This window comes from Bacillus sp. 7894-2, from assembly GCF_002272225.1.
GTDB lineage: Bacteria > Bacillota > Bacilli > Bacillales > Cytobacillaceae > Cytobacillus.
Genome location: NZ_NPDG01000066.1, coordinates 1 through 25,793 on the forward strand (window position 1 = coordinate 1; position 25,793 = coordinate 25,793).

Consider the following 25,793-nt stretch of genomic DNA (forward strand, 5'->3'; position numbering starts at 1 on the left):
TAAAATAAACAAAAGAGCTTCGGCATTTGCCGAAGCTCTTTTGTTTATTTTATTTATGGAATGGAAGTAAAAGTAGGGATAGCCGATTCATCACTTTTCTCTTTTTCCTTAACTGCTGAAACAGCAAGCTCATTTTTTCTGCTTCTTGAAGACAGGAGGATAAAATAGCTTAATACTCCAAATAAGCAGGAAATAAAGAAGGCGTGTGCAAGAGCTATATATAAGTTAAGTCTGGTTAAGACGACCAATGCTCCAGCGGAAACCTGAAGTGATACTAAGATAAATGAAATAATCCAGCCCCAGTAAATTACCTTCTGGTCCTTGTAATGTTTAATGGCCAGATAGGTAATGTAACCAATCCATATGAAAATTAATCCAGCGGCAGCCCGGTGCCCCATTTGCACCCATTCGTATATATTAGCCGGAAGTGCGAAAGATCCATTTATACAAAGCGGCCAGTCACGGCATACAAGGCTGGCATTTACATGACGCACAAGTGCGCCGGTGTAAACAACAGCATAGCTGTATAAAGAAACTCCAATAATATGTTTCCTCATTCTTTTATCGATAATAAGCTTTTCTGCCTCGAATTTTTTATCAACTTCAAAAATAAGCAAAGTCAGGAGCAGTACAGCAGCAAAAGAAATTAATGATATCCCGAAATGAAGGGCGAGCACAAAATCAGATTGCCCCCAGACTACTGCGGCAGCGCCAATTAAAGCCTGCAGGATAAGGAAAAAAAGCGAAGTCAGCGCTAAAAACTTTGTCTCTCTAATATGTCCTATTTTTCTCCATGTCCAAATCGATAATATAAGAACCATAAATCCAATAGCGCCTGAAACTAGTCTGTGTGCCAGTTCGATAATCAGTTCAGTAGTAATATTGGTGGGAACTAACTCGCCATTGCAAAGCGGCCACGATTTCCCGCACCCCATTCCTGATTCCGTTTTCGTTACCAGGGCACCGCCCAGCAAAACCAAAAGCATGCCGATAGATGTGAGAACAGCAAGCCATTTTAAAGATCGTTGCAAAGCCTTTCACCTTCTTTAAATATTCTAGGTTTAATAATAGTGTCAACAATTGATTTAGTGCGTATTTGTCCATTATCTATCTTAACAAAGATTCTATAAAAAGCCATATATGAATGTGTGTCCATTTACTTTTTCGATAGTACAGGAATAAAAAGCTTTTTACAACAGTTATAAAAATTATAAAGTTAATTATAGTAAAAAAGGTTGAAACTTATAATAGAGTTTGCTAGAAATATAAAGGGGGTATAAAATGAATGTCCCCTGTCGTGGAAAAGTAACCCAGAATACATAAAGTGAGTATATTATTCCTCCGTAGTTTTCTGAAACAGATTTATTATCTCAAAAATAAACCCTTTCTTTAAGTAAATTTAGACTTTGACACAAATTAGTCATAAATTATTCTAAAAAAATTCACAAAAGAGTTTTAAAGTGTGATTTAATATACAGAGAAATGGTTTAGCTTCATTTAGATAGTAAACAGTTTAAATACATTATTAATGGTAGAAAACTATTAGTATGGTTATTATTTATCCAGGGTTCACCCCTCGTTTTTTATCGTGAATATGGCTTTCGGTGCATTTATACTTTATAGTAGGTGTAATGTTCGCGGTAAGGAATTAAGGAGGAAAAGATATGTCTGACTCACGGGCTTTGAGTGATGCTGCCATTGAAAATAGAGAGCGAAGCCTCCAACAAGATATTCCTGAGACTACAGTCTGGAAGGACTTTCTTGCTCTTATCAAAATTGGCATTGTAAATTCCAATCTGATTACAGCCTTCACCGGCCTTTGGCTTGCACTACATTTTTCAGGAAAAGGATTTTTCAATAATCTGGATCTGGTTCTTTATACAGTAATTGGCTCCTCTTTGATTATTGCAGGCTCCTGCAGCTTAAATAATTATATTGACCGCGACATTGATCCATTAATGGAAAGGACAAAAGGGAGGCCAACTGTTACTGGGAAAGTGAACCCGGGCAAGGTGGCACTTTTGAGTTTTCTGCTTATTGGCCTTGGTACGGCCTTTTTAATGTTTACAACAGCAACAGCAGTTGTAATTGGATTAATTGGTGTTTTCAGCTACGTTGTCCTATATACAATGTGGACTAAACGCAGGTTTGTTTCCAATACGATTATAGGCAGCATTTCAGGGGCAGTTCCCCCGCTGATTGGGTGGGCAGCTGCGGATGGCAATCTTGACCCTATGGCATGGGTGCTGTTCGCTATCGTGTTTATCTGGCAACCTCCTCATTTTTATGCACTGGCTATGAGAAGGGTAGAGGAATACCGGGCTGCTGGAGTTCCGATGCTCCCAGTAGTAAAAGGGTTTAAGACCACGAAAAGGCATATTTATATCTGGATTGCAGCATTATTGCCGCTGCCATTCCTAATGCCATCACTTGGACGGCCATTCATAATACTTGCTGCAGTTTTAAACATCGGCTGGTTATTGACCGGGTTATATGCAAGAAAGTTTAATGATGATATTAAATGGGCTACATTGATGTTTGTATACTCCCTGCAATATCTGACCATCATGTTTGTAGCCATGGTAATTATCACACTTATTTAACTTAGTTAGGAAATTCCTTTTTCGTTTATAACGAGAGGGGATTTATCCATATTTTTTGATCAAACAATTCAAAAAATGAAATCTTTACGAAAGAGGGGTTTGATTAAGCTATGAAAAGGCTTGCAAAGTGGCGTCTTTTTTCTCTGTTTGCAATGATGGCGCTCATTCTTTCCGCTTGCTCCGGTGAACCGTATTTATCTACGCTAAAACCTGCCGGCGAAGTGGCGCAGACACAATTTGATTTAATGGTGTTAAGTACTGTAATAATGGTAGGAGTAATTGCGGTCGTAACAATAATCTTCTTTATTGTTGTTTTTAAATTCCGCCGCAAGGACGACAGAATTCCAAAACAAGTTGAAGGAAGCCACAAACTGGAAATCATTTGGACTGTTATTCCTATTCTTTTGCTTCTTATTCTTGCTGTACCGACAGTTTCAGCTACCTTTAAGCTTGCTGATGTAGGTCCAATGGAAAAGAAGAATGAAGATGGCAAAACAGATGCACTTGTTGTTAATGTGCGTGCAAACTTATACTGGTGGGAATTTGAGTATCCAAACCAGGAAATTATCACTGGCCAGGAATTAGTTGTGCCAACGGATGAAAAAGTTTATTTCAATCTTATTGCTTCTGATGTTAAGCACTCCTTCTGGATTCCTGCTGTAGGCGGTAAGCTGGATACGAACACGGACAACGTGAATAAATTCTGGCTCAAGTTTGACAGTGAAAAGGCTGCAGATGCCGATAATTTATTTTATGGAAAATGTGCTGAGCTTTGCGGTCCTTCCCATGCTTTAATGGATTTCAAAGTTAAAGCGGTTCCACGTGATGAATTTGATCAATGGGCAACTGCAATGGCAGAAGTAAAAGAACCTAAAAAGGCAGAGACAGATCTTGCCGAAGCTGGTCAGGAAGTCTTCAATAACAGCTGTATCGGCTGTCATGCTGTAACTCCGGCAAACACTGCTCCTGAAGCAGCCCGTTTAGCTCCTAACTTAACAAACTTCGGTGATCGTGACCGTATTGCCGGTGTCCTTGATCATACTGAAGAAGATCTTAAGGATTGGTTAAGAGATCCGGAAACATTCAAACCTGGCAATAAAATGACAGGTACTTATGGTGAATTGTCTGAAGAAGAGCTTGATGCCCTGACAGAATATTTAATGGGCTTGAAAGTTATGGAACAATAGGGATTTTTTTGAAAAGGGAGGTAAAATTGTGAGTACCTTAGCACAAAAAAAAGGTTTCGGAGCGGTTTTATGGGATTACTTAACTACAGTTGACCATAAAAAAATCGCAATCCTTTATCTTATAGCTGGCGGATTTTTCTTCTTGCTTGGCGGATTGGAAGCTATGTTCATCCGTATCCAGCTTGCAGTACCAAATAATGACTTTGTAAGTGCCGGATTGTATAATGAAATTTTAACTATGCACGGTACAACGATGATCTTCTTGGCGGCTATGCCACTGATTTTTGCTTTTATGAATGCTGTTATGCCACTTCAGATTGGTGCGCGTGACGTTGCATTCCCATTCTTGAATTCTTTAGGATTTTGGCTGTTTTTCTTTGGTGGAGTTTTCTTGAACCTGTCATGGTTCTTAGGCGGAGCTCCTGATGCCGGATGGACTTCTTATGCATCTCTATCAATTGCTTCTGAAGGGCATGGAATCGACTTCTATGCACTTGGACTGCAGATATCAGGTGCGGGTACGTTAATCGGGGGGATCAACTTCCTTGTTACCATCATTAACATGCGTGCTCCTGGTATGACATACATGCGTATGCCTTTGTTTACTTGGACAACATTTGTTACATCAGCATTAATTTTATTTGCATTCCCTGCTTTAACAGTAGGACTATTCCTGTTAATTTTCGACCGTATGTTTGGATCTAACTTCTTTGATCCTGCTATGGGCGGAAACACAATTATCTGGGAACATTTCTTCTGGATTTTTGGACACCCTGAAGTTTACATCTTGGTTTTGCCGGCTTTCGGTATTTTCTCCGAGATTTTTGCGATATTCTCAAGAAAACGCCTTTTCGGATACTCTTCAATGGTATTCGCAACGGTTCTTATTGGTTTCTTAGGATTCATGGTATGGGCTCACCATATGTTTACAACTGGTATGGGGCCGATTGCAAACGCGATTTTTGCTGTTGCAACAATGGCAATTGCAGTACCGACTGGTATTAAGATCTTTAACTGGTTATTTACAATGTGGGGCGGAAGCATCACTTTCACAACGCCGATGCTTTGGGCTATTGCCTTTATTCCTTCATTCGTAGCCGGAGGTGTTACTGGTGTTATGCTGGCGTCTGCTGCACAGGATTACCAGTACCATGACAGCTACTTTGTAGTTGCCCACTTCCATTATGTTATTGTCGGCGGTGTTGTGTTTGCACTATTTGCGGGTGCTCACCTTTATTGGCCAAAAATGTTCGGTACAATGTTAAACGAATTCCTTGGAAAAATTACGTTCGTATTATTCTTTATTGGATTCCATTTAACATTCTTTATCCAGCATTTCCTTGGACTTTGGGGAATGCCGCGCCGTATCTTCACTTACCTTCCTGGACAGGGATTTGAAACGTCGAATATGGTAAGTACTGTAGGTGCTTTCTTCATGGCAGCTGCAGTAATCATCTTGTTAATAAATATTGTTATTACTAGCGTTAAAAATGAAAAAGTTGGCAATGACCCTTGGGGAGACGGCCGTACACTAGAGTGGGCCATTCCATCACCGCCTCCATTCTATAACTTCAAGCAGCTTCCGCTGATTCGCGGCCTTGATGCATACTGGCTTGAAAAAATGGAAGGCAAAGAAGGCATGTCGCCTGCTGAGCCGCTTGGTGATATCCATATGCCAAACAACTCGTTCATTCCATTTGTCATTTCTTTCGGTTTATTTGTTGCTGCATTTGGTGCAATGTACCGCGCAGAACACAGCTGGGGTATTCCAGTACTAATTGTGGGTATGCTTATTACTCTAGGCTCCATGTTTGTTCGTTCTGTCAAGGATGATCATGGATACCACATTCATAAAGAAGATTTGGAAGACAATAATGATAAGGGGGTTAAGGCATAATGGCTACTGAACAAAAAATGACTTATGAAACATGGCCTGCGTCGCCTGAAAAGCAAACCCTCGAAGCCAAGAACAAATTCTTAGGTTTCTGGTTTTTCCTTGGGGGAGAGACGGTTTTATTCGCCTCCCTATTCGCCACTTACCTTGCTTTAAAAGACAAAGTACCTAGCAGTGACATGGCTCTTGCGAAAGACTTGTTTGAAATTCCATTGGCATTCATTATGACAATGCTGCTATTAACAAGCTCGCTCACAAGCGTATATGCTATGTATCACATGAAGAACTTCAACTTCAAAAAAATGCAGCTATGGCTTGGGATTACTGTTTTGCTTGGACTTGGATTCCTCGGTTTGGAAATTTACGAGTTCAATCACTATGTGCATGAGTTCCATCATAGCTTCACTAGCAGTGCCTTTGGTTCAGCCTTCTACACGTTAGTTGGATTCCATGGTGCTCACGTGGCATTCGGTTTACTATGGATCACTACTTTGATGATCCGCAACAGCAAAAGAGGATTGAGCCTTTACAATGCTCCTAAGTTTTATGTAGCCAGCCTATACTGGCACTTTATCGACGTTGTTTGGGTATTCATCTTCACAGTAGTATATTTAATGGGAATGGTGGGATAAACTGATGGCCAATCAACAACCAAACTCAGGTAACCCAAGAGTAGACATTGAATATAGACGCAAAAAAAGTGCAGAAGAGATGAGACATCAAGTTATCACATTCGCACTAATGATCTTCCTGACAATTGTTGCCTTCGTAGCAGCAGGTTATGAAGGTTTCTCCGGATGGTTTATAGTGCCGTTCATCCTGATTCTTGCACTTGTGCAAGTAGTCTTCCAATTATATTATTTCATGCATATGAGCCACAAAGGTCATGAAGCACCGTCATTGTTCTTATATTCAGGAGCATTTGTCGGATTTATCACAATCATTGCTTTCTTGACTGTTATTTGGTGGTAAGTTCAAAAGAAAATCGGCTGTTGGCCGGTTTTCTTTTTATGTAATGAAGTATTTGCAATTAATACCTATTTTCCGTTTTATTGAGATTGGTGACTGAAGAGAGTATAATAGTACTTGTCAATATCGCTTAGTATTGGAAACGTTTAAGATCGGTTGAGCAATATTTAATGAGGTGATAGCATGTCTTTGGAAATATTCGGTTTCCGTGCACTTTGGAGTCCATATTTCTTTTTATTTGTAGCACTGATTCTTGCAGGCTACTTTATGTTAACAGTAAAGTATCGTGAAAAGTTCAAAGATAGTGAGCCATTAACTAAACGGCAGGGTGTGTATTTTACAATCGCTATGATTGTGTTATATGCGATCAAAGGCTCTCCGCTGGACCTGATGGGCCATTTAATGTTTTATGCCCATATGATACAGATGGCTATCCTGTATTTAGTCGTTCCTCCCCTTGTAGTCATGGGAATCCCTCAGTGGGTGTGGAGAAGAGTAGTTAATCACAAAGCTGTTAAACCTGTATTCAGTATCTTTACAAAGCCATTAATCGCCATTATCCTGTTTAATGGAGTATTTTCTATATACCACATACCAGATGTTTTTGACGTGGTAAAAACGGATATGATGTTTCATACTGTATATACATCTGGCCTGTTTCTTCTGGCAATCTTTATGTGGTGGCCGACTATTAATGAACTTCCTGAAATGGAGTCACTGGACGGCTTGAAGAAGGTAGGATACATTTTTGCAAATGGTGTTTTATTGACTCCTGCATGTGCTCTGATCATTTTTTCAGATACTCCAATGTACAGCACATATTCTGATCCAAATGCATGGGCACAGGCCCTTCAGTTATGTGTTCCTTCTGCGACACTGGCAAGCCTGAATCTTAGCGGGCCTGAAATGTTCAATTCAATGTCACTTATACACGATCAGCAGCTTGGCGGGGTCATCATGAAGATTATCCAGGAAATTGTATATGGCTTTATTCTTGCGCAAATCTTCTATGCCTGGTACAAAAAAGAACAGGAAATTACCCCTTCAGAAGAAGAAGCAATATTAAATCCGCATTTAGTAAAATAAAGAATAAACTCCAGTCAGAGGCTGGAGTTTATTTTTTTGATAAAATATAAAATGTAAATTGCAATGATTATGATCACATGGAATGAAATAAATATTGAACATTTAAGGAAATTTTATTAAAAGCTCATACAGTTAGTTGAAAAATATAGTACACTTTAATAAAATGAACTTCGTGATAAATAACACCGTGAAGATTAATTTTAAACTGATAGTGAAAAGAGGAAGAATTTATGGACTACTCATTGCCTGTACTCCCGACCATAAGCACAGCATTTATTATGCTAAGTGCCATAACTGTTGCGATTGGGTGGGTGCAAATCAGCAAAAAGAAGCTTGAGGCTCATAAGAAAACAATGACTTTGGCAGCTGTGTTTGCTGTTATTTTCTTTATCATTTATGCCAGCAGAACTGTTTTTATTGGAAATACTGCATTTGGCGGCCCTGATGATATAAAAATTTATTATACGATTTTCTTAATTTTCCATATTACTCTGGCAACAGTGGGGGCAGTTTTAGGAATCATCTCGTTATATACGGGCTATAAAAATAAAGTGGCTGCACATAGGAAATTGGGACCGATAACCAGTGTGATCTGGTTTTTTACAGGCATAACAGGTGTTGCAGTCTATCTGCTGCTGTATGTTTTCTACCATGGAGGAGAAACCACATCAGTTATAAAAGCAATCCTGGGTACGTAACAGGTTATGAGATGCCGCTGGCTGTTTAGCGGTATTTTTTTTATGCCCAAAATATTATCCACTTCTTAATTAAAAGGACTTAATAAGTATATGGCGAATATTAATAATGATATTTAATTGGGAGTGAGTATTGTGACTGTAAGAAAATTAACAGAGGATGAATATATAGAGGCCATGAAGCTCTCCATGTATGCCTTCCAATACAATGTGCCTGAAGCTGACATCCCGGCCAGGATGGAACGTTTGAAAAATCATGCCATTCTTGGTATCTGGGAAGAGGAAAGTCTGGCTGCCAAACTTCACATCATCCCCCTGAAAGTTCATATTAATGGCTTTGAATGGGATATGGGAGGTGTTGCCGGTGTGGCAACATATCCGGAATTCAGAAGAAGAGGGCATGTTAGCAGCCTAATCAAGCAAGCTTTAGCCGAGATGAACAATAAGGGGCAAATATTTTCATTTTTGCATCCATTTGATATTTCTTTCTATCGGAAATACGGATGGGAGATATTCACTGAATATAAGAAAACGCATATTAAGAAAATAGATTTAAAAATGAAGGGAAAATCTTCAGGGACCATTAAGCGATATACTAAGAACCAGCACACATTAATTATTGAAAAGATTTATAAAGAATATATGCAGCGTTTTTCAGGAGGGCTTGTAAGAGACACATACTGGTGGGAAAACTTTGTGTATTCTGATTACCAGATTGCGGTGTATTTTAACGAATCAGGTGAAGGACAGGGCTATATATTGTTTAAGGTAAAAGACAATAAAATGGATATTGAAGAATTTGCAGCTCTAAATCAGGAAGCCAGAGTGAATTTATGGAACTTTATCTGTCAGCATGATTCGATGGTTGACGAAGTTAAGATTATTACATCCGTTCATGATCCATTTCCATATTACCTGAATCAGCCCAACTTAAAAATGGAGATTTTCCCATACTTTATGGGAAGAATCGTCAATGCTGAAAAATGTCTCGCCCAATATTCTTTCCTTGATAATGAGGAAAATGTCTTTCTTCATATTGAGGATCACCATGCACCATGGAATAATGGGAGCTACTTAATTGCTGAAAACGGTGTCAGGGCTTATAAAGAGAAAGAAGGAAGCCAATGCACAAACCCTCCAGCACGAGGTCTGCATATGTCTATCAATGCCCTTTCAGCGATTATAATTGGCTATAAGAGGCCAATGGAGTTATATGATCTAGGTGAAATTAAAGGTCCAAGAAATGATGCAGAAATACTTGAAAGAAAAATTCCTGTGCAAAAGTCATTTTTCTATGACTTTTTTTAAGGAAACTCAGTTGAGATGTCTGTAGGAAAGAAAAAGCGTCCAGGCGGACGCTTTTTTACTTTTTTATTAAGTTTATATTTTGAAATTCATCTTAATAAGTCCTGCTTCTTTTGCGGAATTAAATGCAATGACCAGTAATGGGCCAATAATGAAGCCCAGTATTCCAATGAGTTTCAGGCCTAGATACATGGCTATTAGCGTAGCAAGCGGAGATAGCCCTATATGGGTGCCCATTACCTTTGGCTCAACTGTCCTCCTGATAATTAAGAGGACTGCTGCAAGAATTGCCAATTGTGTCCCCATAGCTAAATCTCCTGTCAGCAGATGGAACAATGCCCATGGGCCTAGAATGACAATTGAGCCAATAATAGGGATAAAGTCAATAACCCAAATGATTATAGACATGATCAATGCCATTTCGGGATTGATAAATAATAATCCAATCAAGGAAACGATAAAGATAATCACACTTACAAGGAATTGAGCCTTGAAAAAGCCAAACCCAACATAAGAGAGCCGTGAAGTCATAAACTTGACTTTATCTGCTGTTTTATCTGTAAGGTGATTATACAAGCCTTTCCTTAATCGTGGAAGATCAATTAAAAACAAAAATAAGGCAATCAAATATACGATGAAACTGACAAGATAATTCGGGATGTTTGTCAGAAGTGCTTTTAAGCTATCAATATTTACGTAAGCGACAAGGTCATTCTTCGTTTTATTCAAGAAGGATTGAATCTGGTTGCTTATTTCATCAACAAGGTCTTTAGGAAGGTCTTTGGCGGCATTGGAAAAGTCCGCTTCTGCCCTGAGCCATGCTTTTGTAATTTCATTAATGTACATAGGAGCATTTTCAACAAGTTTAATGGCTTCAGTAATCACTTTTGTCGTAATAAAGTAACCTGATAAGCCAATGAAGAGGACAAATCCCAGAAAAGTAATCAGCACAGATACTCTTCGGCTTATTTTTATTTTATTTTGCAGCAGTTTCACAACTGGCTCCAGGATTAATGCTGTAATAAATGCAACAATCAGCGGAACAGAAACAGGCAAAATGAAATAAAAAAGGACAGTTATAAGAATTACAGCAATCAATATGAATAAAAAACGTTTTGTGAATAATGTAGACAAAATAAGTCCCCTTTCCCAATTTTGTTAACCATCAAAAGACCGTAACACTTTGATTATATTATGCATTAAATATTATAAAAACAAAAAAGTAAACGGTTTAAAGCTGAGAGATTATTGCCCGTATATTAAAAATCGTACAGAAAGAAGTGAAAGGAAGATGCATAACGATCATCTTAACTTCGAGACGATTCAGGCAGCCATTGATATAATCTCTGCAATCGTAGAATCCAGCCTGGAGGAAAGAGAAGGTGTAATTCCTCTAAAACATGAAAGATTCACTGTTTTTAAGAGAAAAGAAGAACCGATCTCCATCACTTTTAAAAACACTGAAGTATACTTGAAAATTAAGCTTAACATAGTAAAAGGAAAAAATATCCTGGAGGAAGCTCTCAGGATTCAGAAAGAAATTAAGGATGAAATTGTCCATTTAACAGGACTGAAGGTAAAAAGAGTGGATCTCTCAGTTCAAAAAATAATATCTGCAGGGAATGCTCTTTCAGAAAATTAAATTTCGCAGGTCTAAAGCTGATATAAAAAAGACGCATGATGTTCATGCGTCTTTTTATGCAGAAAATACATTCTGTAACCTCAGCAAAAGTTACTCAGCAAATTGGTCAATTTCAGCTTTAATTTCACTAAGAATTTTTTCGCATTGGCTTACTAATGATTTAGGGAAGCTTTCGCCTTCGCCGTATTCTACACCGTGCGGATAGTAATGTTTCCCTAGTAGCGGGGTCATAAGCTGAATAGTTGCTCTATGGGCTCCTACATCTCCTTCAGCAGCATATCCAAATACACGAAGGTAAAAAACACCTTCTTTTAATTCGAATTTACGATCATATGTAACTCTTTCATAATCCCATTGCCCTTCACGCACAAGGCCGTGTGAAAGCATTACTTCATCTAAGCGGGTTAAGTCTGCTTTATTATTTTGCAGACCTGTGTTTTCAAATTTCATAATTATCCCTCCTGAAAACAATCCATGGTTCTGATGAACGGATCCATGCATAATTTTAACAAGTTTATCTCAAATTTAATAATAGTAGAAAAAAGCGTAACTTGCAACGGATTCATGCAAGAAAACATTCATCTGTCAAAGAACGTTAGCTGAAATGCCATATTTAACGCCTGGCTGACATATCTTGAGCAGATGGAACTGAGCAGTGCCAAACTGTGAAAGGGGAAGCGTCAATTGCAGAAATACAAAGCCATCAGTATCTTATTTTTTCTAATATTCTTTACACCTCAGACTGCAGGTGCTGCTGTAGATTACAGAGTTGAGCAAAAGGATACTCTTTGGGAAATTGCACTTAGATTTCAAAAAGATCTGCATGAAATTATTAATAGCAATCCTCAGATAGAAAATCCTGATTTAATTTTTCCAGGTGAAATGATTATCATTCCAGACAATGGAAAGAAGGTAGCTTTTCCCAAAATGGGTGAGAATGAAAATGAACTCATGAGACTCACCAACGAAAAAAGAAAGGAATTAAGGCTAAAACCGTTGTCTGTGGATTTGCAGCTGAATGCTGAAGCCCAAAAAAAATCTTCGGATATGATGAAATTACAATATGTTTCACATAATTCTCCTACATATGGAAATCCTACAGAAATGTTAAGGAATCAGCAGATTTCGTTTTTCACCGTTAAGGAGAATATCGGGGCGGGCTATAAAACAGCTGATGAAATGTTTGCTGCCTGGATGAATTCCCCGGTCCACAGGGAGAATATTCTTAACAAAAAGGCAACCCATATCGGTGCCGGATATTGTCAAGGAGGCCTGCACGGTCACTATTGGACCATATTCATTGTAGAAAAAAATGAAGGAGGATAAAAAATTGGAAAAAATCCGCGATATTATGACAGACCATGTTGAAAGCTGTTCTCTATTGGACAATGTTTATGAAGTGGCAGTTAAAATGAAAGAATTAAACGTAGGGGCTATCCCGATTGTGGATAGTGATAAGCTCGTCGGAATGATTACCGACCGGGATATCGTTCTTCGCTGTGTGGCAGAAAAACATCCTGCTTCATCTAAAGTGGAAGATATAATGAGCAGCCATTTAGTAACTGTGTCAAGTGATACAGAGGCTCGGGAAGCAGCCCGTTTGATGGCAGAACATCAGATTCGCAGGCTTCCTGTTGTAGAAGGTGACAAGCTTATTGGGATCGTATCACTGGGTGACTTTGCCGTGCGTCATTTAACAGACGACCAGGCTGGAGAAGCCCTTACTGATATTTCTAAACACGAAACTGAAGCACAGCATTGAGAGGACACCACCTATGGTGTTCTTTTTTTTCTGCAAATGCCGTTACGGAACTTTTTTGAAAATTATAGATAAACAATACACCTAATGGTATGATTAATAGTATATATGCAATAATTTTATTTAGAATCCATTTAGCAGAATGCCTGCATGTTATACTTTAAATTTTCTTAAATACAGCGAGCGAAAGAAGGGAGGCACGGTTCTCTGCGAGCACTTTTCCGGATTTTAGTATTGATTTGCATTTTTCTGGCAGCAGGCTTTTACATCGATATTGGGCGTAAAGAAAAAGGGGAAATCCTCGTCAGTCAGGAAAATACAATTAAGGATATAAATAATAAGGAAAATAACTTATCTTCCAATACGGGGTTCCCTGAAAAGGGTGTGGCTTCACTAATGGGAAAGTCAGCTGAGGAGCTTAAAGAAAGTTTGGGAGAGCCGTCCAGAATAGATCCCTCTTTTTATGGATACGAATGGTGGATATATAATAAAAGCGGTACTGAGTATATTCAGGCTGGCGTCAGCAATAATAAAGTAGTTAGTTTGTTTGCGACAGGCGAAGATTCAGACATTTACCCTTTTAAAATAGGGCAGCCAATTGGTGAATTATATTCATCCGTCTTTTTTGAAACGGAATTCAGTCTTAAAGTAAAAGACAGCTCATACCGTTTCGAGTTATCTGAAGATGACCTTAATACAAGGCCGCTTGTTATGGTTGGTGAGTACTATGCACAGCTTAATATAGATAGATTTACAGGGACGCTTTCCAGCGTGAGGTTAATGGATGCAGCCACTTTAATTAAGCTTCGCCCGTATGAAATGGTTTACCGTGGTGAATTATTGGAGCCCCCCGTGCCTTCTCCTGCTTTTGAAGACGATGTGGAGAGAGCGAAAGAGAAGCAAATTTTCGACATTACCAATGTTATAAGAGTCAGCCATCATTTACAGCCGCTGAAATGGGATGATCTGACTGCTGCGGCAGCTTTAGCTCATAGCAAAGATATGTATGAAACAAAAGACTTTTCTCATACTTCTAAAACTTACGGCGATTTGGCGGACCGGCTTGAAGCTGCGGAGGTCTCATATGAGGCTGCCGGGGAAAACATAGCTGCAAATTATACAGATGCCCCAGCTGTTGTTGAAGGATGGCTTAACAGCAAAGGCCATCGGGATAGTCTGCTGAAAGAAGAGTTTACCCATCTTGGAGTTGGAGTTTATAAAAAGCATTATACTCAAAATTTCATAAAAAAAGCTGATGGAGAAGCTAAAAACTGAAAAGAGCCTAAGTTAAGGCTCTTTTTTACTATTAGCAATTTGAATCCGGCCAACCTGAAAATAGTCATCTTTCCAATTTCCATACAAGTGGACAGAATCACCAATCTTGACAGAAGGAATTGAAGCATTAGTCATTAAAGGAGTAATTTTTTTAATATTTGAATGCTTGAGGCTCTTTGTTTGGACGGTCAGTTCAAGAACATGAATCATTCGGCTGTAATTATAGCGCTGTCTGCTCTCGCTAAGATGGACGACTTCGCCTGAAATAATAGCTTCCTCTGGGACCTCTGCAAGGCTCACCCACTTCTCATAACTTTCCCGCATTTCCTTTTTTGTCAGCCAATAAAAATAAAGGCAAATAATTGGAATAACGATAGCGGTGACCATCTTCCCACCTGCCTTAATTATTTACGTTTTTCTTTTCGATGATAAAAAAGCTGCCTGTTGCCTGTGCAATTTTTCTTCCATCAGAACGGAGGACATCTGCAGATAATACCATGCTTTTTGTTCCCTTATGGTCAATTCTCGCTCTGCATGTTACGTATTCCCCTTTGCCGACTGCAAGATAATGAATATTCAACTGCGTCGTAACAGCGCCAAATCCTTCAGGAAGCAGCGAAGCCGCAAGGGTTCCCATGGCAGAATCAATAATTGTAGCGGTTATTCCCCCATGGAGAATTCCGAGCGGATTATTGACAATCTTACTTAAAGGAACTGTCAGTATGCATTCATCTTCAGTTATATTCCGTTCCATATGGAGCAGTCCGCCAATATAAGAGCTGTTTTGGCCGGTTTGTTTTTTATGAAAACCTAAAAGCAAGGATTCTAAAGCGGTTAATTCTTCGTCAGTCGCATTCCTGGTGCACTGATCAAATAATTCCATAAGATCTCTATTCATTATTATTCACCTTTCAATATCTTTCTGCATTCATATATTACCATTAATGGCTGAATTTTTGAATTTTATTTGATCAATAAAACAGATATAAATATTCACCTTTTTCATTCATATTCATATGGTATTATAGGCATTTGCATTAGAACGAGGTGATATTTCATGTACAAAACGAAGCTTCATCCCTCTGTTGAAAAGTTTAAAGAGTTTGTTAAACAGAATCCCCGGATCATCAAAGAAGTCAGGGATGGAAATGCAACGTGGCAGGAATTATATGAGGATTGGTATTTGCTTGGGGAAGAAGATTCAAGGTGGGACTCTTATAGACAAAACAAAGATAATACACAAAAGACCGAAGAGAAAAAAAGTGACTGGATGGGCAGCATTATGGGTACTCTTAAGCAAATGGATGCGAATCAAATGCAGGGATACATCACTAATCTCAGCCAGGCACTTTCAGCTGTGCAGGGGGTTATTTCGCAATTTCAGGGCGGCGGCCAGAAACCATCAGGAGGCTCAAAGCCAAGTATTACTAAACCAAGCAGCCCTTTTACATTTAAAAAGGATTAAGGGGTTAATCAGATGAGAAAAGATATAGTCGAGTATCTTGAACAAAAGCAGGATCTTAGGCAATTTATACGTGAGCAGCCTTATTGGTATAGAAAACTGAGCAGAAATCCAAACGAAATTCAAACTCTGGAAGTTGCCGCCCTTCACTATTATAAAAAAACAATCCCCCATCAGGTTGAAAAATTCACGAATGGAGTGCAAATGGCCTCCATGATGATGAGCATGTTTCAGGCCATGAATTCCCAATCCAATTAGAAAGCTTTCTCGCACATGAGAGAGCTTTTTATTTGTTCTAGAGTAAAAACAAGCAGCCGGGCAAACACTAACTTTATTAGAGCGTTACGGAAGACATCCTAAAGGGAGTGTAAAATAATGAAAAGGCAAAAATACATTTTTATTTTGCTGGTTATATTTGTTCTTTCAGCGTGCCAGAAAGATATTCCTGAGCCCGAAACAAAAGCGGAAGCCAATCCTCAGGTGAATGCAGTTAAAGCAGAACAGCTATTGCCAGTTTCTAGTGTTGAAAGTTCTGCCAGTGACCCTTTTTTTGTAAAACATCAAATAAAAGGAAAAGACGTTTTTGTTGAATGTATTGTGCAGGATGTGTCCTTTAGAAAGCAAAGCAGCAAAGAAAAAGGCAAAATTCTCCTCTATATAAACGGAAAGAAGAAGGATGAAATCCATTCAGCTGCTTTTATTATCAAAGGGCTTCCAACAGGCAAACATCGAATCGGGCTGGAGCTTGTAAAAGGAAACAGGGCTGAAGCCTCGCTGAAAAGAGATTTTCTTGTGGTGATCCCTTAATCTGCTTGCTTTAGCTTTAAACCGTTTCATGATAAAATAAGAAACGGAGGTGGGCTATTTGCTTGCTACATTAGAAAGAATGGCTATTTTGGACAACGCTGACGAACTTGCAGCGATGATTATAGAATCAGAAGAAGCGGAACATTACCGCAAAAGTTTATATAAATTAAAGAACAGCCGCGAAACTCAAACGAAGATACAGGATTTTATCAAAATGAAAGAACTGTATGAAGAAGTTCAGCGATTTGGCAAATATCATCCGGAGTATAAAAGGGTGATGATGTCCATTAGGGAGCTGAAGCGCGACATGGACATGGATATCCATGTAGCGGAATTCAGAAGAGCAGAGACAGGCCTGCAAACCCTGCTGGATGAGGTAAGCATGCTGATAGGACGTTCTGTGTCTGAACACATTAAAGTTCCCACCGGCAATCCTTTCTTTGAATCAAGCTGCGGAGGAGGCTGCGGTTCTGGAGGCAGCTGTGGCTGTTCTTAGACAACCACTGAGGCACCATTCAAAAACCAGCTGATGCTGGTTTTTCTTTTTAAATAAAATATGCAGTTTGAACCTTCCCATTGAAAACTGTTAATTTTCTGTGCTAGACTAAATAAAACAAACGATCACTGAAGGGGAAAACTATATGCTTGGTCAAAGGCAAGGAATAATCGTATGGCTTTATTCTTTAAAGCAGGCAAAAATGTTAAGAAGATTCGGAAATGTACATTATGTTTCAAAACGTCTCAAATATGTAGTGTTATACTGTGATCTTGCCGATGCGGAAACAATTATGGAGAAGATAAATTCATATTCTTTTGTTAAAAAAGTGGAAGCATCTTATAAGCCATTCCTAAAAACGGAATTTGAAAATTCCAAACCTGACAAGGCTAAAGAATATGATTATAAGATGGGAATATAAAAAGGCGTGAGCAAAAGCTCATGCCTTTTTCTCATTTAATGCAAAGGTGCAATAAAATGATTAAGCCTTAATATCCCAGTCAAATATTGATAATATAATTCCTTTTCATTAAAAATAGCAGAGGGCTTTACTGTCAGCTGAATAATTTCTTTATTCAGCTCTTTCGCAGCATCCTCGAATAAATCATACCTTTTATTCGGCACTGAGTTTGGATTCGGGATCCCTTCTCGGCAAATATATAAAGGCTGAAATTCTCCCGGGTCTGTCGGCTTTAATATAACTGCCAGGGATGTCATTTCTCTATTATTGACGTTCGTATGGAATGCAGCCATGTGGGACAAACGATGCTTGTTTGCCCGCGCAATTTCAATTAATTCATAAATATCTGAGTATCCCTCGCCAATTTCTATAAAACGCTGTATCAAAATTAGAACCTCCTTAAAACTCATCGCATTCACTTATTAAATGCTTTTTGTCCATCCATACTTTATCATTTTAAGCATAAAAATAGAATGGAAAAAAATCATAAAATATATAAAAATTAATGTGACTGATGACCTTCCCTTTGGTATTGTTAGGTTAAAAGAAAAATGACTAAGAGGGCAAAGCAATGTGGAAGGCATCTTTATTAATTTTTTTACTTTTGTCTGGAATTATTTCAGGTATGGTACTGTGGCAGTGGCACACTTATTCCGAGCGTGCGGTTGCAATGAACAGTTCCGAGGCGATTACACAGGAAATCACAGTCGAAACGCATCTGAAAGAACTAAAAATCTCTCAAAAGTTATACGGACTTGTGGCCCGAAAAGAGTATAGGCTTGATATTCCCGACACTCTATTTAAATGGAACTGCAAAACTGGAACCGGAAAAGCCTGTGATTCAGCAGACGAAAGTCCTTATACATTTTTTTCCGCAGATGATAAGATGATATTTGAGTATACTGTACCGATAAATGAAAAGAAAAAAGCATTTCTGTTAACAGATTGGTTTGTTAAAATCCCCGGAATAAAGGCTGAGGGCTTGTCCATATCAATTTCAGACTCTTTCAAAAGAGAGGGAACATGGGCAGCGGGAATTAGGCTTAATGCACAAAAGAAATTAGATCATATCAATTATTATTATTTCGAGGGCTATGGAAATGTTCCATCACTTTATTGGCAAGAGGAACCGCTTTTGAAGAAAGCTATAAACAACACAGATGCATACACAGCCGATATTCGGGCAGCCAGCTTGGATTTTAATAAACTGAATGACATCGGAAATTTTCCATTTATGTCGGTTATCCTTACCGATCGCTATCCTGAATATATGGATGAGAATATCCTGATTACATCTCCACAAATTAAAGTCCACCAGCTGGAAAAAAAGCTTATAGCTTTTCAGTTTCAGAGAAAATTTGCAGATGGATCTCCTGACTGGATTACTGATGCATTTACATCAGGATTATTGGATTTAAAACCCGGCTCAACGAAAGGAAGCATAGCCCTGAAGGAATTGCAGGGAGAGTTGACCGAAAATGAACTAAAAAATTATCTTATTAATGTATTCCAGGCGGATTCTCTGGATGCAGAGAAGCTGGACAAGCTTTTAGGTAATGTTAAAGGTCTTCCCACACAATTTTTCACGATGAATATCAAAAACAAAGCAACGCTTGTCCCGCTGTATTTTCAGGAAGAAAAAAAGCTATGGGTGTCTGGTGATGAGAAGGCGAGCATTCATTTAGTATATAAGGATGGGAAGGTTTTTCTTCCATTTACAGCCGCTATGCAGGCATTAGGATATGAAGTAAAGGTCCTTTCCGGTGAGGAAACGATGCTTGTGTCAAAAGGGAAGAACAGTTATCGGTTTTATTTGAATAAAAATGTATTTATCTATAATGAAGAAGATTATGGATTGCTTATGAATCCATTAACCAGGCAAAACGGAACAATATGGATGGAAATCCAATGGTTTAAAGCACTTTTTGGAGTGACTGCTGAAGAAAGAGAAAGCGGGATTCTCCTGACCCCCTGACAGAATTTAAAAGAATACAAAATAAAAAGCCCTGCAGTTAACTGCAGGGTCCTTCTATATCCTTTTCAGGATAGAAGGCAAAGGGAGAGGAGAAACCGGAGGAAGAACTTATGGGGAAACGTAAGTCTTCTCCGCGGTTGGCAACAACATCCTTGAATAGATGCTGTTAATTACATTATTTCCACAATCATTATGGATATACACATACTGCTATATTTTTTTCCGGCTGATGATTTCGCTTACAATTTGCCGGTTGGCTACAAATTGTAAGATATGGTAGGATAGGATAGAAAAAAACAGTTTTCCATTTCGAAAGTGTGGAAAATTGAAATATTGCAGGTTAGTGGTGATCGTATGCGAGTGGTATCGGGAACTAGGAAAGGAAAGTTATTAAAAGCTGTTCCGGGCAGCTCAACCCGTCCGACTACTGATAAAGTAAAAGAAGCTATTTTTAATATAATTGGGCCTTATTTTAACGGTGGCCAGGGGCTTGATCTATTTGCGGGCAGCGGCGGCCTTGGCATTGAAGCTCTGAGCAGAGGAGCGGACAAGGTCATTTTTGTGGATAGGGACGGAAAGGCCATTCAGACCATCCATGAAAATATTCGGAATTGCGATTTTGAAGAAAAGGCAGAAATATATCGAAATGATGCGGATCGTGCACTCAAGGCAATTTTAAAAAGAGATCTGACTTTTGATTATATCTTTCTCGATCCGCCATACCGAAAACAGCAGCTGCTTAAGCTTCTTAAGGTCATTGATGAGAATAACCTTCTTTCGGATCAGGGAACAATTCTATGCGAACATGGATCAGATGTGGAGCTCCCTGAAACTGTTGGTAGACTGGTTCAAAAGAAGCATGAAAATTACGGGGTAATTTCTATCTCTATCTACAGTCGGGCTGAATAATACATACTTGGATAGCTAATGGAAAATATACATAACAAGAATGTGACAGGGGGATAACAATGGGAGGCATCGCGGTTTGTCCAGGCAGCTTTGATCCAATTACTTATGGTCATCTGGATATTATTAAGAGAGCGGCAAAGGTATTTGAACAGGTTTATGTGGTTGTATTGAATAATTCTTCAAAAAACCCTCTTTTTAATGTTGAAGAAAGGATTCATCTGATAAAAGAAGTTACGAAGGATCTTAAGAATGTTAAAGTTGACTCCTTTCAGGGGCTGCTGATGGATTATGCAAAATCGGTAAATGCAAATGCTGTTATTCGGGGCCTTCGTGCAGTTTCTGATTTTGAATATGAAATGCAGATCACATCCATGAACAGAGTTTTAAATGATGAAGTGGAAACCTTTTTTATTATGACTAACAATCAATATTCTTTTTTAAGCTCAAGTATTGTGAAAGAAGTAGCAAAATATAACGGGGATATTTCAGAACTAGTTCCTGACATTGTAGAACAAGCTCTGAAAGACAAGTTCCAATAATTAATCAGCGGAGATATCCTTATCTGCTGATTGTATGGGGTTTAACAAAACGGGTGCCTGATAGGTACCCGTTTTGCTGTTAATTCCTATCCAAACGCCTGGCGAGCATTAAAGTATAAACTGAAAGTGCAAATATAGTAATAATCGGTCCGGATGAGACGAATCCTTCCATTAATTTGCCGAGAAACGAGTATTTTTCAAAAAGACCGACCGGAATGGCATTGGATGGCTGTTCTGTATTGTAATAGCGTTCATAAATTGGCTGCCAAAGAATGAATGCATAAAATGCAGCGGCAAAGCCATGAACAATTCTTGCGAAAAAGAAAGGCTTGAAGTTAATATCAGTTTGGGCCAGGATGCTCGCCACCTGAGCCTGTACGCTGAATCCGCTGAAAGCGAGTATGAAACTGACAATGATGACCTGGTGCATTAATGTTGCCTGCTGAACCTGGCTTGTCATCTGGCTGCCAAGTGTTATTTCAAATAAACCTGAGATGAACGGGATGCTTAATTCAGGTGGCAGGCTGAATATTGACAATACAGCTTCTAAGCCTTTTGCAAGGAATGCCGTGATTCCAATGTGAAATAGGAGTTTGTTAATAACTGAGAATAAAATGATAAATCCGCCAATCATCAGAAGTGTCTGGATGGATGACATGACTGCATCTCCGAGAAGCTTGCCAATCGGGCGGTTATCCTTTATTCTTGTCCGATGAAGAGCTGATAAGGCTGCCCGCAGTGATGGCTTCCTTGCACCATGAGAAGTCAGCTGGGGCTTCTTTCCATAGAACCTCATTAATAAACCGACGGTAATATTGCCGAGGTAATGTGCCAGGGCCAATATTACACCAAGCTTAGCGTTATTAAAAAAACCAACCGATACGGCACCGAATATAAACAAAGGATTTGAACAATTAGTAAAGGAAACCAGGCGCTCTGCTTCTGTTTTAGAGAGCTGTCCCTCCTGCCGAAGCCTTGCGGTCAATTTTGCTCCTGCCGGATAGCCTGAAGCCATCCCCATTGCCCAGACAAACCCGCCAACTCCAGGTACTCTGAAAAGAGGCCTCATCAGAGGTTCAAGAAGTACTCCAATGAATTTAACTACACCAAAGCCGATCAGCATTTCTGAAACTATGAAGAAAGGCAGCAATGAAGGGAAGACGATTTCCCACCACATATCCAATCCCCTGATGGATGCATCAACCGATTCCTGGGGAAATGAAATTAATGAGATGGCCATTAAGGTTACAGATAGTGCAAGAGTAACCGTTTTTAATTTGGAACGAAACACGGACAAGCCTCCCTCAAGTTGTACTGACTGTGAAATGAATTTAAACAATGGTAAAATAAAGAAGCATTTGCATCTATATTTTTCTCGTGCCTTTTCATTTATTTTGAATCCGGAACAAAGGTATAAAGTATAAAGCCTGTGCTGTCAAGTCTTGTCCCCATATAACTCAATATACTCATAGAACTTTAAAATAGACCATAGAATTAAGTACAGGCATATGTGAATTTTTAGCTGAAAATTTTTAGTGTATGCTTCTTTTGGAAATAAAAAGAATAGAATAACATAAGTTCGAATCGGCCAGTGGCTTATAAGGGGGGGAGTCTTTTGAAGCGTCCGAAAATAGGTTTGGCACTTGGTTCGGGAGGAGCTCGGGGATTCGCCCACCTGGGTGCGATTAAGGTCATGAAGGAAGCCGGAATCCCGATTGATTATATTGCCGGCAGCAGCATGGGTGCCATGGTAGGCTGCTTTTATGGGGCGGGGCTGGATGTTGATCGGTTATATAAGCTTTCCAAAGCATTTAAAAGGAAGTATTATTTAGATTTTACAGTTCCCAAAATGGGCTTTGTGGCAGGGAAACGAGTAAAGGAACTGATCCGTATATTCACTCATGGAAAAAACCTCGAGGACCTCGATATTCCTGTTAATGTAGTGGCAACAGATTTAATGACTGGAGAAAAAATTGTTTTTAAAAGCGGCCCCATTTCTGATGCTGTTCGGGCAAGCATATCCATCCCGGGTATATTTGTGCCTGAAAAATTAAATGGCCGACTTCTAGTGGACGGAGGGGTAGTGGACAGGGTTCCTGTGTCAGTTGTTAAGGAAATGGGAGCTGATATCGTTATCGCTATCGATGTTTCACATGTTAAAGCGAATGCGGAAATCACCTCAATCTATGACGTAATCATGCAAAGTCTGGATATCATGCAGATGGAGCTTGTCAGTCACCGGGAAATTGCTTCTGATTTTATGATCAGACCCAGGGTGGAAATGTATAGCTCCCGCGCATTTACAAATATTGAAGAAATCATCAAAATTGGCGAAGAAGAAGCAAAAAAGCATATTGACATTATTCATCATTACATAACTAAATGGAAGGAGCATCCTAATTCATGAGAAGCAAATTTTATACCCGTTCCTTCTTGATTTTGGCAGTTATCCTGGTGGCCAGTTCGTTTTATTATCTGCCTTATTATGTATCAAAGCCGGGTATGGCAAAAGAACTTAAACCGATTATTGAGGTGGAAAACGGCTATGAAGAACAAGGAAGCTTCATGCTGACTACCGTAAGAATGGGCCGGGCGAATATATATGCATATATGGCTGCCAAATTCAGCAAGTATCAGGAATTGTATCCTGTGGAAGAAATACGGGCTGAGAATGAAACAGATGAAGAGTATAATGTACGGCAGCTTCATATGATGGCAACTTCCAAACTGGCTGCTATTGAAACGGCCTATAAAAAAGCCGGCCTGCCCATTCATTATCTTTATAATGGCGTATATGTCCTTAATGTGCTGCCTGATATGCCCGCTGACGGCAAACTTCAGGCAGGTGACCGCATCTTTAAAGTGGACGGCAGGGAATTCAAATCCTCTGATGAATTTATCAGTGCTGTCTCCAATAAGCAGGAGGGCAGTGAAATTACACTAACCTTTGAACGGCAGGATAAAACGATCGAAACCTCGATTCCTTTAAAAACACTTGAGGAAACAGGAAAGCCTGGCGTGGGGATCACTCTCGTTGACGACAAAGAAATAGAGGTTGAACCGGCTGTGAATATTGACAGTGAAGAAATTGGCGGCCCTTCTGCCGGACTGATGTTTTCTCTTGAAATTTACAATCAGCTAATAAAAGAAGATTTGACGGGAGGCTATAAAATAGCCGGTACCGGAACAATCAATTCCGAAGGGACAGTCGGAAGAATTGGCGGGATCGAGCAGAAAATCGTAGCAGCAGACAAAGCGGGAGCAGAAATTTTCCTTGCGCCTAATGAAAATGGTGCAGAAGACTCCAATTACAAAGCAGCTGCTGCAACAGCCAGGGATATTAATACCGATATGAAAATCGTTCCGGTGGATACGTTTGATGATGCAGTGGAATATTTAAGAAACCTGAAATAATAATGAATTGCACCCGGAAGCTAAAAGCCAGCGGCAATTGAATTGCTGCTGGCTTTTCTTTATCCATTTTTTAGTAAAGAGTCAGAAGAACAGATTTAGTCAACCATAATAGGAGGCTGGTTAAATTCCTGCTGCAGAAGACTTCGGTCCTCAGCAGCCTGCATGCCCATTGCATATACGCGGGAGGCTTTAATATCCAGATGAAGCTGTTGTGCAGCATGCGATGAAATTCTTGATATCAGCGGAAGCTTTAAGTCAGACTTATGCATGTTTAAATACTTCCTGCCATTCCTGGACATCCCCAAAAGACGAAGATAATCCGCTTTTGATGGTTTATTGGGCATCTCTGTTTTTTTCGTATTTGTTAGAATGTGTACACAAGCCCGCTGAAGTCTTGTCCATGTGTACCTCTTTGTTTTAATCTTTTCCATGAACTGCTGAAAGCTTTCTGCCTGAATTGCTGCTGATAAAAACCTATGCTCCAGGCCTTCTTCCATTTCATAAATGCATCTTAACTGTTCCGGCTGTAGATGGATCAGGCGGAATTTTAAAAAGGGCCAGTATTGTTCCCATTGATGAAACGCACCATACTCTCTTTTATATTGAAGTAAACCCTGATATGTAGTTTCCGGAACATACTGGCGAATGGATTCGATTTCTCCACTCCCGCTAAAAAGTGCTTTTCTTATGCTTGTCGCACTTGCTATAGATTCAGAAGAAAATTGTTCGTCATGATAGCCTGCGCTTTTTCTTGCAACTGTAAAAAGCTGCATAGATGAATTGATCCTGCGGGCGGAATTTAAATATTGAAATCCAAGAATGTTATTCGGTTTTGAAAGGTCAACCAATTCATCCTCAGGGTTCAAGTCAAGGAATGCCATGGATGCTGCTTTTGGATAGCTGACTCCTGCATCCAGGTGTACTCTGAGCTTTTCCTGGTAGGCAGCATGATGTTTTCCGAGAAATGACAGCGTTTGGTGAAAGCTTTCCATATTGCCGGATTCACTCCCGAAGCATAAGCTGCTGCAGCCGGCTGCTTCTAGAATGGATACGGCTCCGCTTGCGAAAATATCTGCCTGCTGCACAGCAAACTGGTAGGGAAGTTCAAAGACAATATCAGCACCAGCCTTTAGTGCCAGTTCAGCCCGTTTCCATTTGGAAACTAACGCAGGTTCTCCTCGCTGCAGAAAGTTGCCGCTCATGACCGCAATAATGGTTTCTGCACCTGAAATATTTTTGGCCTGCTCCAAATGGAAGGCATGGCCATTATGAAAAGGATTATATTCTACAATTACACCTGTTGCTTTCATATTGAC

The 25,793-nt window shown here is 39.4% G+C and carries 30 protein-coding genes; 22 read left to right on the forward strand and 8 right to left on the reverse strand.

What is annotated here, in order from left to right:
• Positions 1–53: 53 nt before the first annotated feature.
• Positions 54–1,031: a COX15/CtaA family protein gene (locus tag CHI10_RS09750; RefSeq protein WP_095244103.1), complete on the reverse strand. Its 978-nt coding sequence runs from the start codon at positions 1,029–1,031 to the stop codon at positions 54–56.
• Positions 1,032–1,664: 633 nt separating this feature from the next.
• Between CHI10_RS09750 and cyoE the strand changes: the two genes are divergently transcribed.
• The 8 genes from cyoE (at position 1,665) to CHI10_RS09790 (ending at position 9,742) form a co-directional block, all read left to right on the forward strand.
• A complete protein-coding gene (gene cyoE / locus CHI10_RS09755) occupies positions 1,665–2,603 on the forward strand; it encodes a heme o synthase (protein ID WP_095244104.1) in 939 nt (312 codons plus the stop codon).
• A 110-nt stretch (positions 2,604–2,713) separates the two neighbouring features.
• Positions 2,714–3,790, forward strand: a complete 1,077-nt coding sequence (gene coxB / locus CHI10_RS09760) for a cytochrome c oxidase subunit II (RefSeq protein ID WP_095244105.1) — start codon at positions 2,714–2,716, stop codon at positions 3,788–3,790.
• 28 nt (positions 3,791–3,818) lie between these two features.
• Positions 3,819–5,687 (forward strand): cytochrome c oxidase subunit I, encoded by a 1,869-nt coding sequence (gene ctaD, locus CHI10_RS09765; RefSeq protein WP_095244106.1) that lies wholly within the window; start codon positions 3,819–3,821, stop codon positions 5,685–5,687.
• Complete coding sequence (locus CHI10_RS09770; RefSeq protein WP_035328684.1) at positions 5,687–6,316, forward strand: cytochrome (ubi)quinol oxidase subunit III; 630 nt, start codon at positions 5,687–5,689, stop codon at positions 6,314–6,316. The genes ctaD and CHI10_RS09770 overlap by 1 nt, the downstream gene beginning before the upstream one ends.
• A gap of 4 nt (positions 6,317–6,320) precedes the next feature.
• Positions 6,321–6,656: a cytochrome c oxidase subunit IVB gene (gene ctaF / locus CHI10_RS09775; RefSeq protein WP_048011869.1), complete on the forward strand. Its 336-nt coding sequence runs from the start codon at positions 6,321–6,323 to the stop codon at positions 6,654–6,656.
• A gap of 180 nt (positions 6,657–6,836) precedes the next feature.
• The gene (ctaG, locus tag CHI10_RS09780; protein WP_095244107.1) at positions 6,837–7,739 is read left to right on the forward strand and encodes a cytochrome c oxidase assembly factor CtaG; all 903 of its coding nucleotides are present in this window, start codon (positions 6,837–6,839) and stop codon (positions 7,737–7,739) included.
• Positions 7,740–7,969: 230 nt separating this feature from the next.
• Complete coding sequence (locus CHI10_RS09785; RefSeq protein WP_095244108.1) at positions 7,970–8,437, forward strand: DUF420 domain-containing protein; 468 nt, start codon at positions 7,970–7,972, stop codon at positions 8,435–8,437.
• A 132-nt stretch (positions 8,438–8,569) separates the two neighbouring features.
• Positions 8,570–9,742, forward strand: a complete 1,173-nt coding sequence (locus CHI10_RS09790; RefSeq protein ID WP_095244109.1) for a GNAT family N-acetyltransferase — start codon at positions 8,570–8,572, stop codon at positions 9,740–9,742.
• A gap of 72 nt (positions 9,743–9,814) precedes the next feature.
• Here the strand turns inward: CHI10_RS09790 and ytvI are convergent, their stop codons facing one another.
• Positions 9,815–10,873 carry a sporulation integral membrane protein YtvI gene (ytvI, locus tag CHI10_RS09795; RefSeq protein ID WP_095244110.1) on the reverse strand — a complete coding sequence of 353 codons (1,059 nt, stop codon included), beginning with the start codon at positions 10,871–10,873 and terminating at the stop codon, positions 9,815–9,817.
• A gap of 157 nt (positions 10,874–11,030) precedes the next feature.
• On the opposite strand from ytvI, the gene CHI10_RS09800 reads away from it, so the two are divergent.
• Positions 11,031–11,381, forward strand: a complete 351-nt coding sequence (locus CHI10_RS09800) for an Asp23/Gls24 family envelope stress response protein (protein ID WP_095244111.1) — start codon at positions 11,031–11,033, stop codon at positions 11,379–11,381.
• Positions 11,382–11,471: 90 nt separating this feature from the next.
• Here CHI10_RS09800 and CHI10_RS09805 read toward each other — a convergent pair whose 3' ends face one another.
• Positions 11,472–11,831 (reverse strand): YugN family protein, encoded by a 360-nt coding sequence (locus tag CHI10_RS09805; RefSeq protein ID WP_095244112.1) that lies wholly within the window; start codon positions 11,829–11,831, stop codon positions 11,472–11,474.
• Positions 11,832–12,065: 234 nt separating this feature from the next.
• Between CHI10_RS09805 and CHI10_RS09810 the strand changes: the two genes are divergently transcribed.
• From CHI10_RS09810 to CHI10_RS09820, 3 genes are all read left to right on the forward strand, one after another.
• The gene (locus CHI10_RS09810; protein WP_095244113.1) at positions 12,066–12,707 is read left to right on the forward strand and encodes a CAP domain-containing protein; all 642 of its coding nucleotides are present in this window, start codon (positions 12,066–12,068) and stop codon (positions 12,705–12,707) included.
• 4 nt (positions 12,708–12,711) lie between these two features.
• Complete coding sequence (locus CHI10_RS09815) at positions 12,712–13,143, forward strand: CBS domain-containing protein (RefSeq protein ID WP_095244114.1); 432 nt, start codon at positions 12,712–12,714, stop codon at positions 13,141–13,143.
• Between the two features lie 231 nt (positions 13,144–13,374).
• Positions 13,375–14,415: a CAP domain-containing protein gene (locus CHI10_RS09820; RefSeq protein WP_095244115.1), complete on the forward strand. Its 1,041-nt coding sequence runs from the start codon at positions 13,375–13,377 to the stop codon at positions 14,413–14,415.
• A gap of 12 nt (positions 14,416–14,427) precedes the next feature.
• Here CHI10_RS09820 and CHI10_RS09825 read toward each other — a convergent pair whose 3' ends face one another.
• Together CHI10_RS09825 and CHI10_RS09830 are read right to left on the reverse strand one after the other, a co-directional pair.
• Positions 14,428–14,802, reverse strand: coding sequence for a hypothetical protein (locus tag CHI10_RS09825; RefSeq protein ID WP_095244116.1), 375 nt, complete (start codon positions 14,800–14,802; stop codon positions 14,428–14,430).
• Positions 14,803–14,815: 13 nt separating this feature from the next.
• Positions 14,816–15,313 carry a PaaI family thioesterase gene (locus tag CHI10_RS09830; protein ID WP_095244117.1) on the reverse strand — a complete coding sequence of 166 codons (498 nt, stop codon included), beginning with the start codon at positions 15,311–15,313 and terminating at the stop codon, positions 14,816–14,818.
• Positions 15,314–15,472: 159 nt separating this feature from the next.
• Between CHI10_RS09830 and CHI10_RS09835 the strand changes: the two genes are divergently transcribed.
• The 5 genes from CHI10_RS09835 to CHI10_RS09855 all read left to right on the forward strand — a co-directional run bounded on the left by CHI10_RS09835 (position 15,473) and on the right by CHI10_RS09855 (position 17,601).
• The gene (locus CHI10_RS09835; protein WP_095244118.1) at positions 15,473–15,880 is read left to right on the forward strand and encodes a YlbD family protein; all 408 of its coding nucleotides are present in this window, start codon (positions 15,473–15,475) and stop codon (positions 15,878–15,880) included.
• A gap of 12 nt (positions 15,881–15,892) precedes the next feature.
• Complete coding sequence (locus tag CHI10_RS09840) at positions 15,893–16,135, forward strand: YlbE-like family protein (protein WP_095244119.1); 243 nt, start codon at positions 15,893–15,895, stop codon at positions 16,133–16,135.
• Positions 16,136–16,252: 117 nt separating this feature from the next.
• Positions 16,253–16,684: a hypothetical protein gene (locus CHI10_RS09845; RefSeq protein WP_095244120.1), complete on the forward strand. Its 432-nt coding sequence runs from the start codon at positions 16,253–16,255 to the stop codon at positions 16,682–16,684.
• A 58-nt stretch (positions 16,685–16,742) separates the two neighbouring features.
• The gene (locus CHI10_RS09850) at positions 16,743–17,180 is read left to right on the forward strand and encodes a YlbF/YmcA family competence regulator (RefSeq protein ID WP_095244121.1); all 438 of its coding nucleotides are present in this window, start codon (positions 16,743–16,745) and stop codon (positions 17,178–17,180) included.
• A 145-nt stretch (positions 17,181–17,325) separates the two neighbouring features.
• The gene (locus CHI10_RS09855; protein WP_095244122.1) at positions 17,326–17,601 is read left to right on the forward strand and encodes a YlbG family protein; all 276 of its coding nucleotides are present in this window, start codon (positions 17,326–17,328) and stop codon (positions 17,599–17,601) included.
• 35 nt (positions 17,602–17,636) lie between these two features.
• Here the strand turns inward: CHI10_RS09855 and CHI10_RS09860 are convergent, their stop codons facing one another.
• Entirely contained in the window at positions 17,637–18,026 is a 390-nt protein-coding gene (locus CHI10_RS09860; RefSeq protein WP_095244123.1) for a DUF7147 family protein, read from the reverse strand.
• 185 nt (positions 18,027–18,211) lie between these two features.
• Between CHI10_RS09860 and CHI10_RS09865 the strand changes: the two genes are divergently transcribed.
• The 3 genes from CHI10_RS09865 to coaD all read left to right on the forward strand — a co-directional run bounded on the left by CHI10_RS09865 (position 18,212) and on the right by coaD (position 21,063).
• A complete protein-coding gene (locus tag CHI10_RS09865) occupies positions 18,212–19,615 on the forward strand; it encodes a stalk domain-containing protein (protein WP_095244124.1) in 1,404 nt (467 codons plus the stop codon).
• Positions 19,616–19,969: 354 nt separating this feature from the next.
• Positions 19,970–20,524, forward strand: a complete 555-nt coding sequence (gene rsmD / locus CHI10_RS09870; protein WP_095244125.1) for a 16S rRNA (guanine(966)-N(2))-methyltransferase RsmD — start codon at positions 19,970–19,972, stop codon at positions 20,522–20,524.
• A gap of 59 nt (positions 20,525–20,583) precedes the next feature.
• The gene (coaD, locus tag CHI10_RS09875; protein ID WP_095244126.1) at positions 20,584–21,063 is read left to right on the forward strand and encodes a pantetheine-phosphate adenylyltransferase; all 480 of its coding nucleotides are present in this window, start codon (positions 20,584–20,586) and stop codon (positions 21,061–21,063) included.
• A gap of 79 nt (positions 21,064–21,142) precedes the next feature.
• On the opposite strand, the gene ylbJ is transcribed toward coaD, so the two are convergent.
• Positions 21,143–22,354 (reverse strand): sporulation integral membrane protein YlbJ, encoded by a 1,212-nt coding sequence (ylbJ, locus tag CHI10_RS09880; protein WP_095244127.1) that lies wholly within the window; start codon positions 22,352–22,354, stop codon positions 21,143–21,145.
• 324 nt (positions 22,355–22,678) lie between these two features.
• On the opposite strand from ylbJ, the gene CHI10_RS09885 reads away from it, so the two are divergent.
• Together CHI10_RS09885 and CHI10_RS09890 are read left to right on the forward strand one after the other, a co-directional pair.
• Positions 22,679–23,470: a patatin-like phospholipase family protein gene (locus CHI10_RS09885; protein ID WP_095244128.1), complete on the forward strand. Its 792-nt coding sequence runs from the start codon at positions 22,679–22,681 to the stop codon at positions 23,468–23,470.
• The gene (locus tag CHI10_RS09890; protein ID WP_095244129.1) at positions 23,467–24,477 is read left to right on the forward strand and encodes a SepM family pheromone-processing serine protease; all 1,011 of its coding nucleotides are present in this window, start codon (positions 23,467–23,469) and stop codon (positions 24,475–24,477) included. Before CHI10_RS09885 ends, CHI10_RS09890 begins: the two co-directional genes overlap by 4 nt.
• Before the next feature lie 95 nt (positions 24,478–24,572).
• Here CHI10_RS09890 and CHI10_RS09895 read toward each other — a convergent pair whose 3' ends face one another.
• Complete coding sequence (locus CHI10_RS09895) at positions 24,573–25,787, reverse strand: nucleotidyltransferase (RefSeq protein ID WP_095244130.1); 1,215 nt, start codon at positions 25,785–25,787, stop codon at positions 24,573–24,575.
• Between the last annotated feature and the right edge of the window lie 6 nt (positions 25,788–25,793).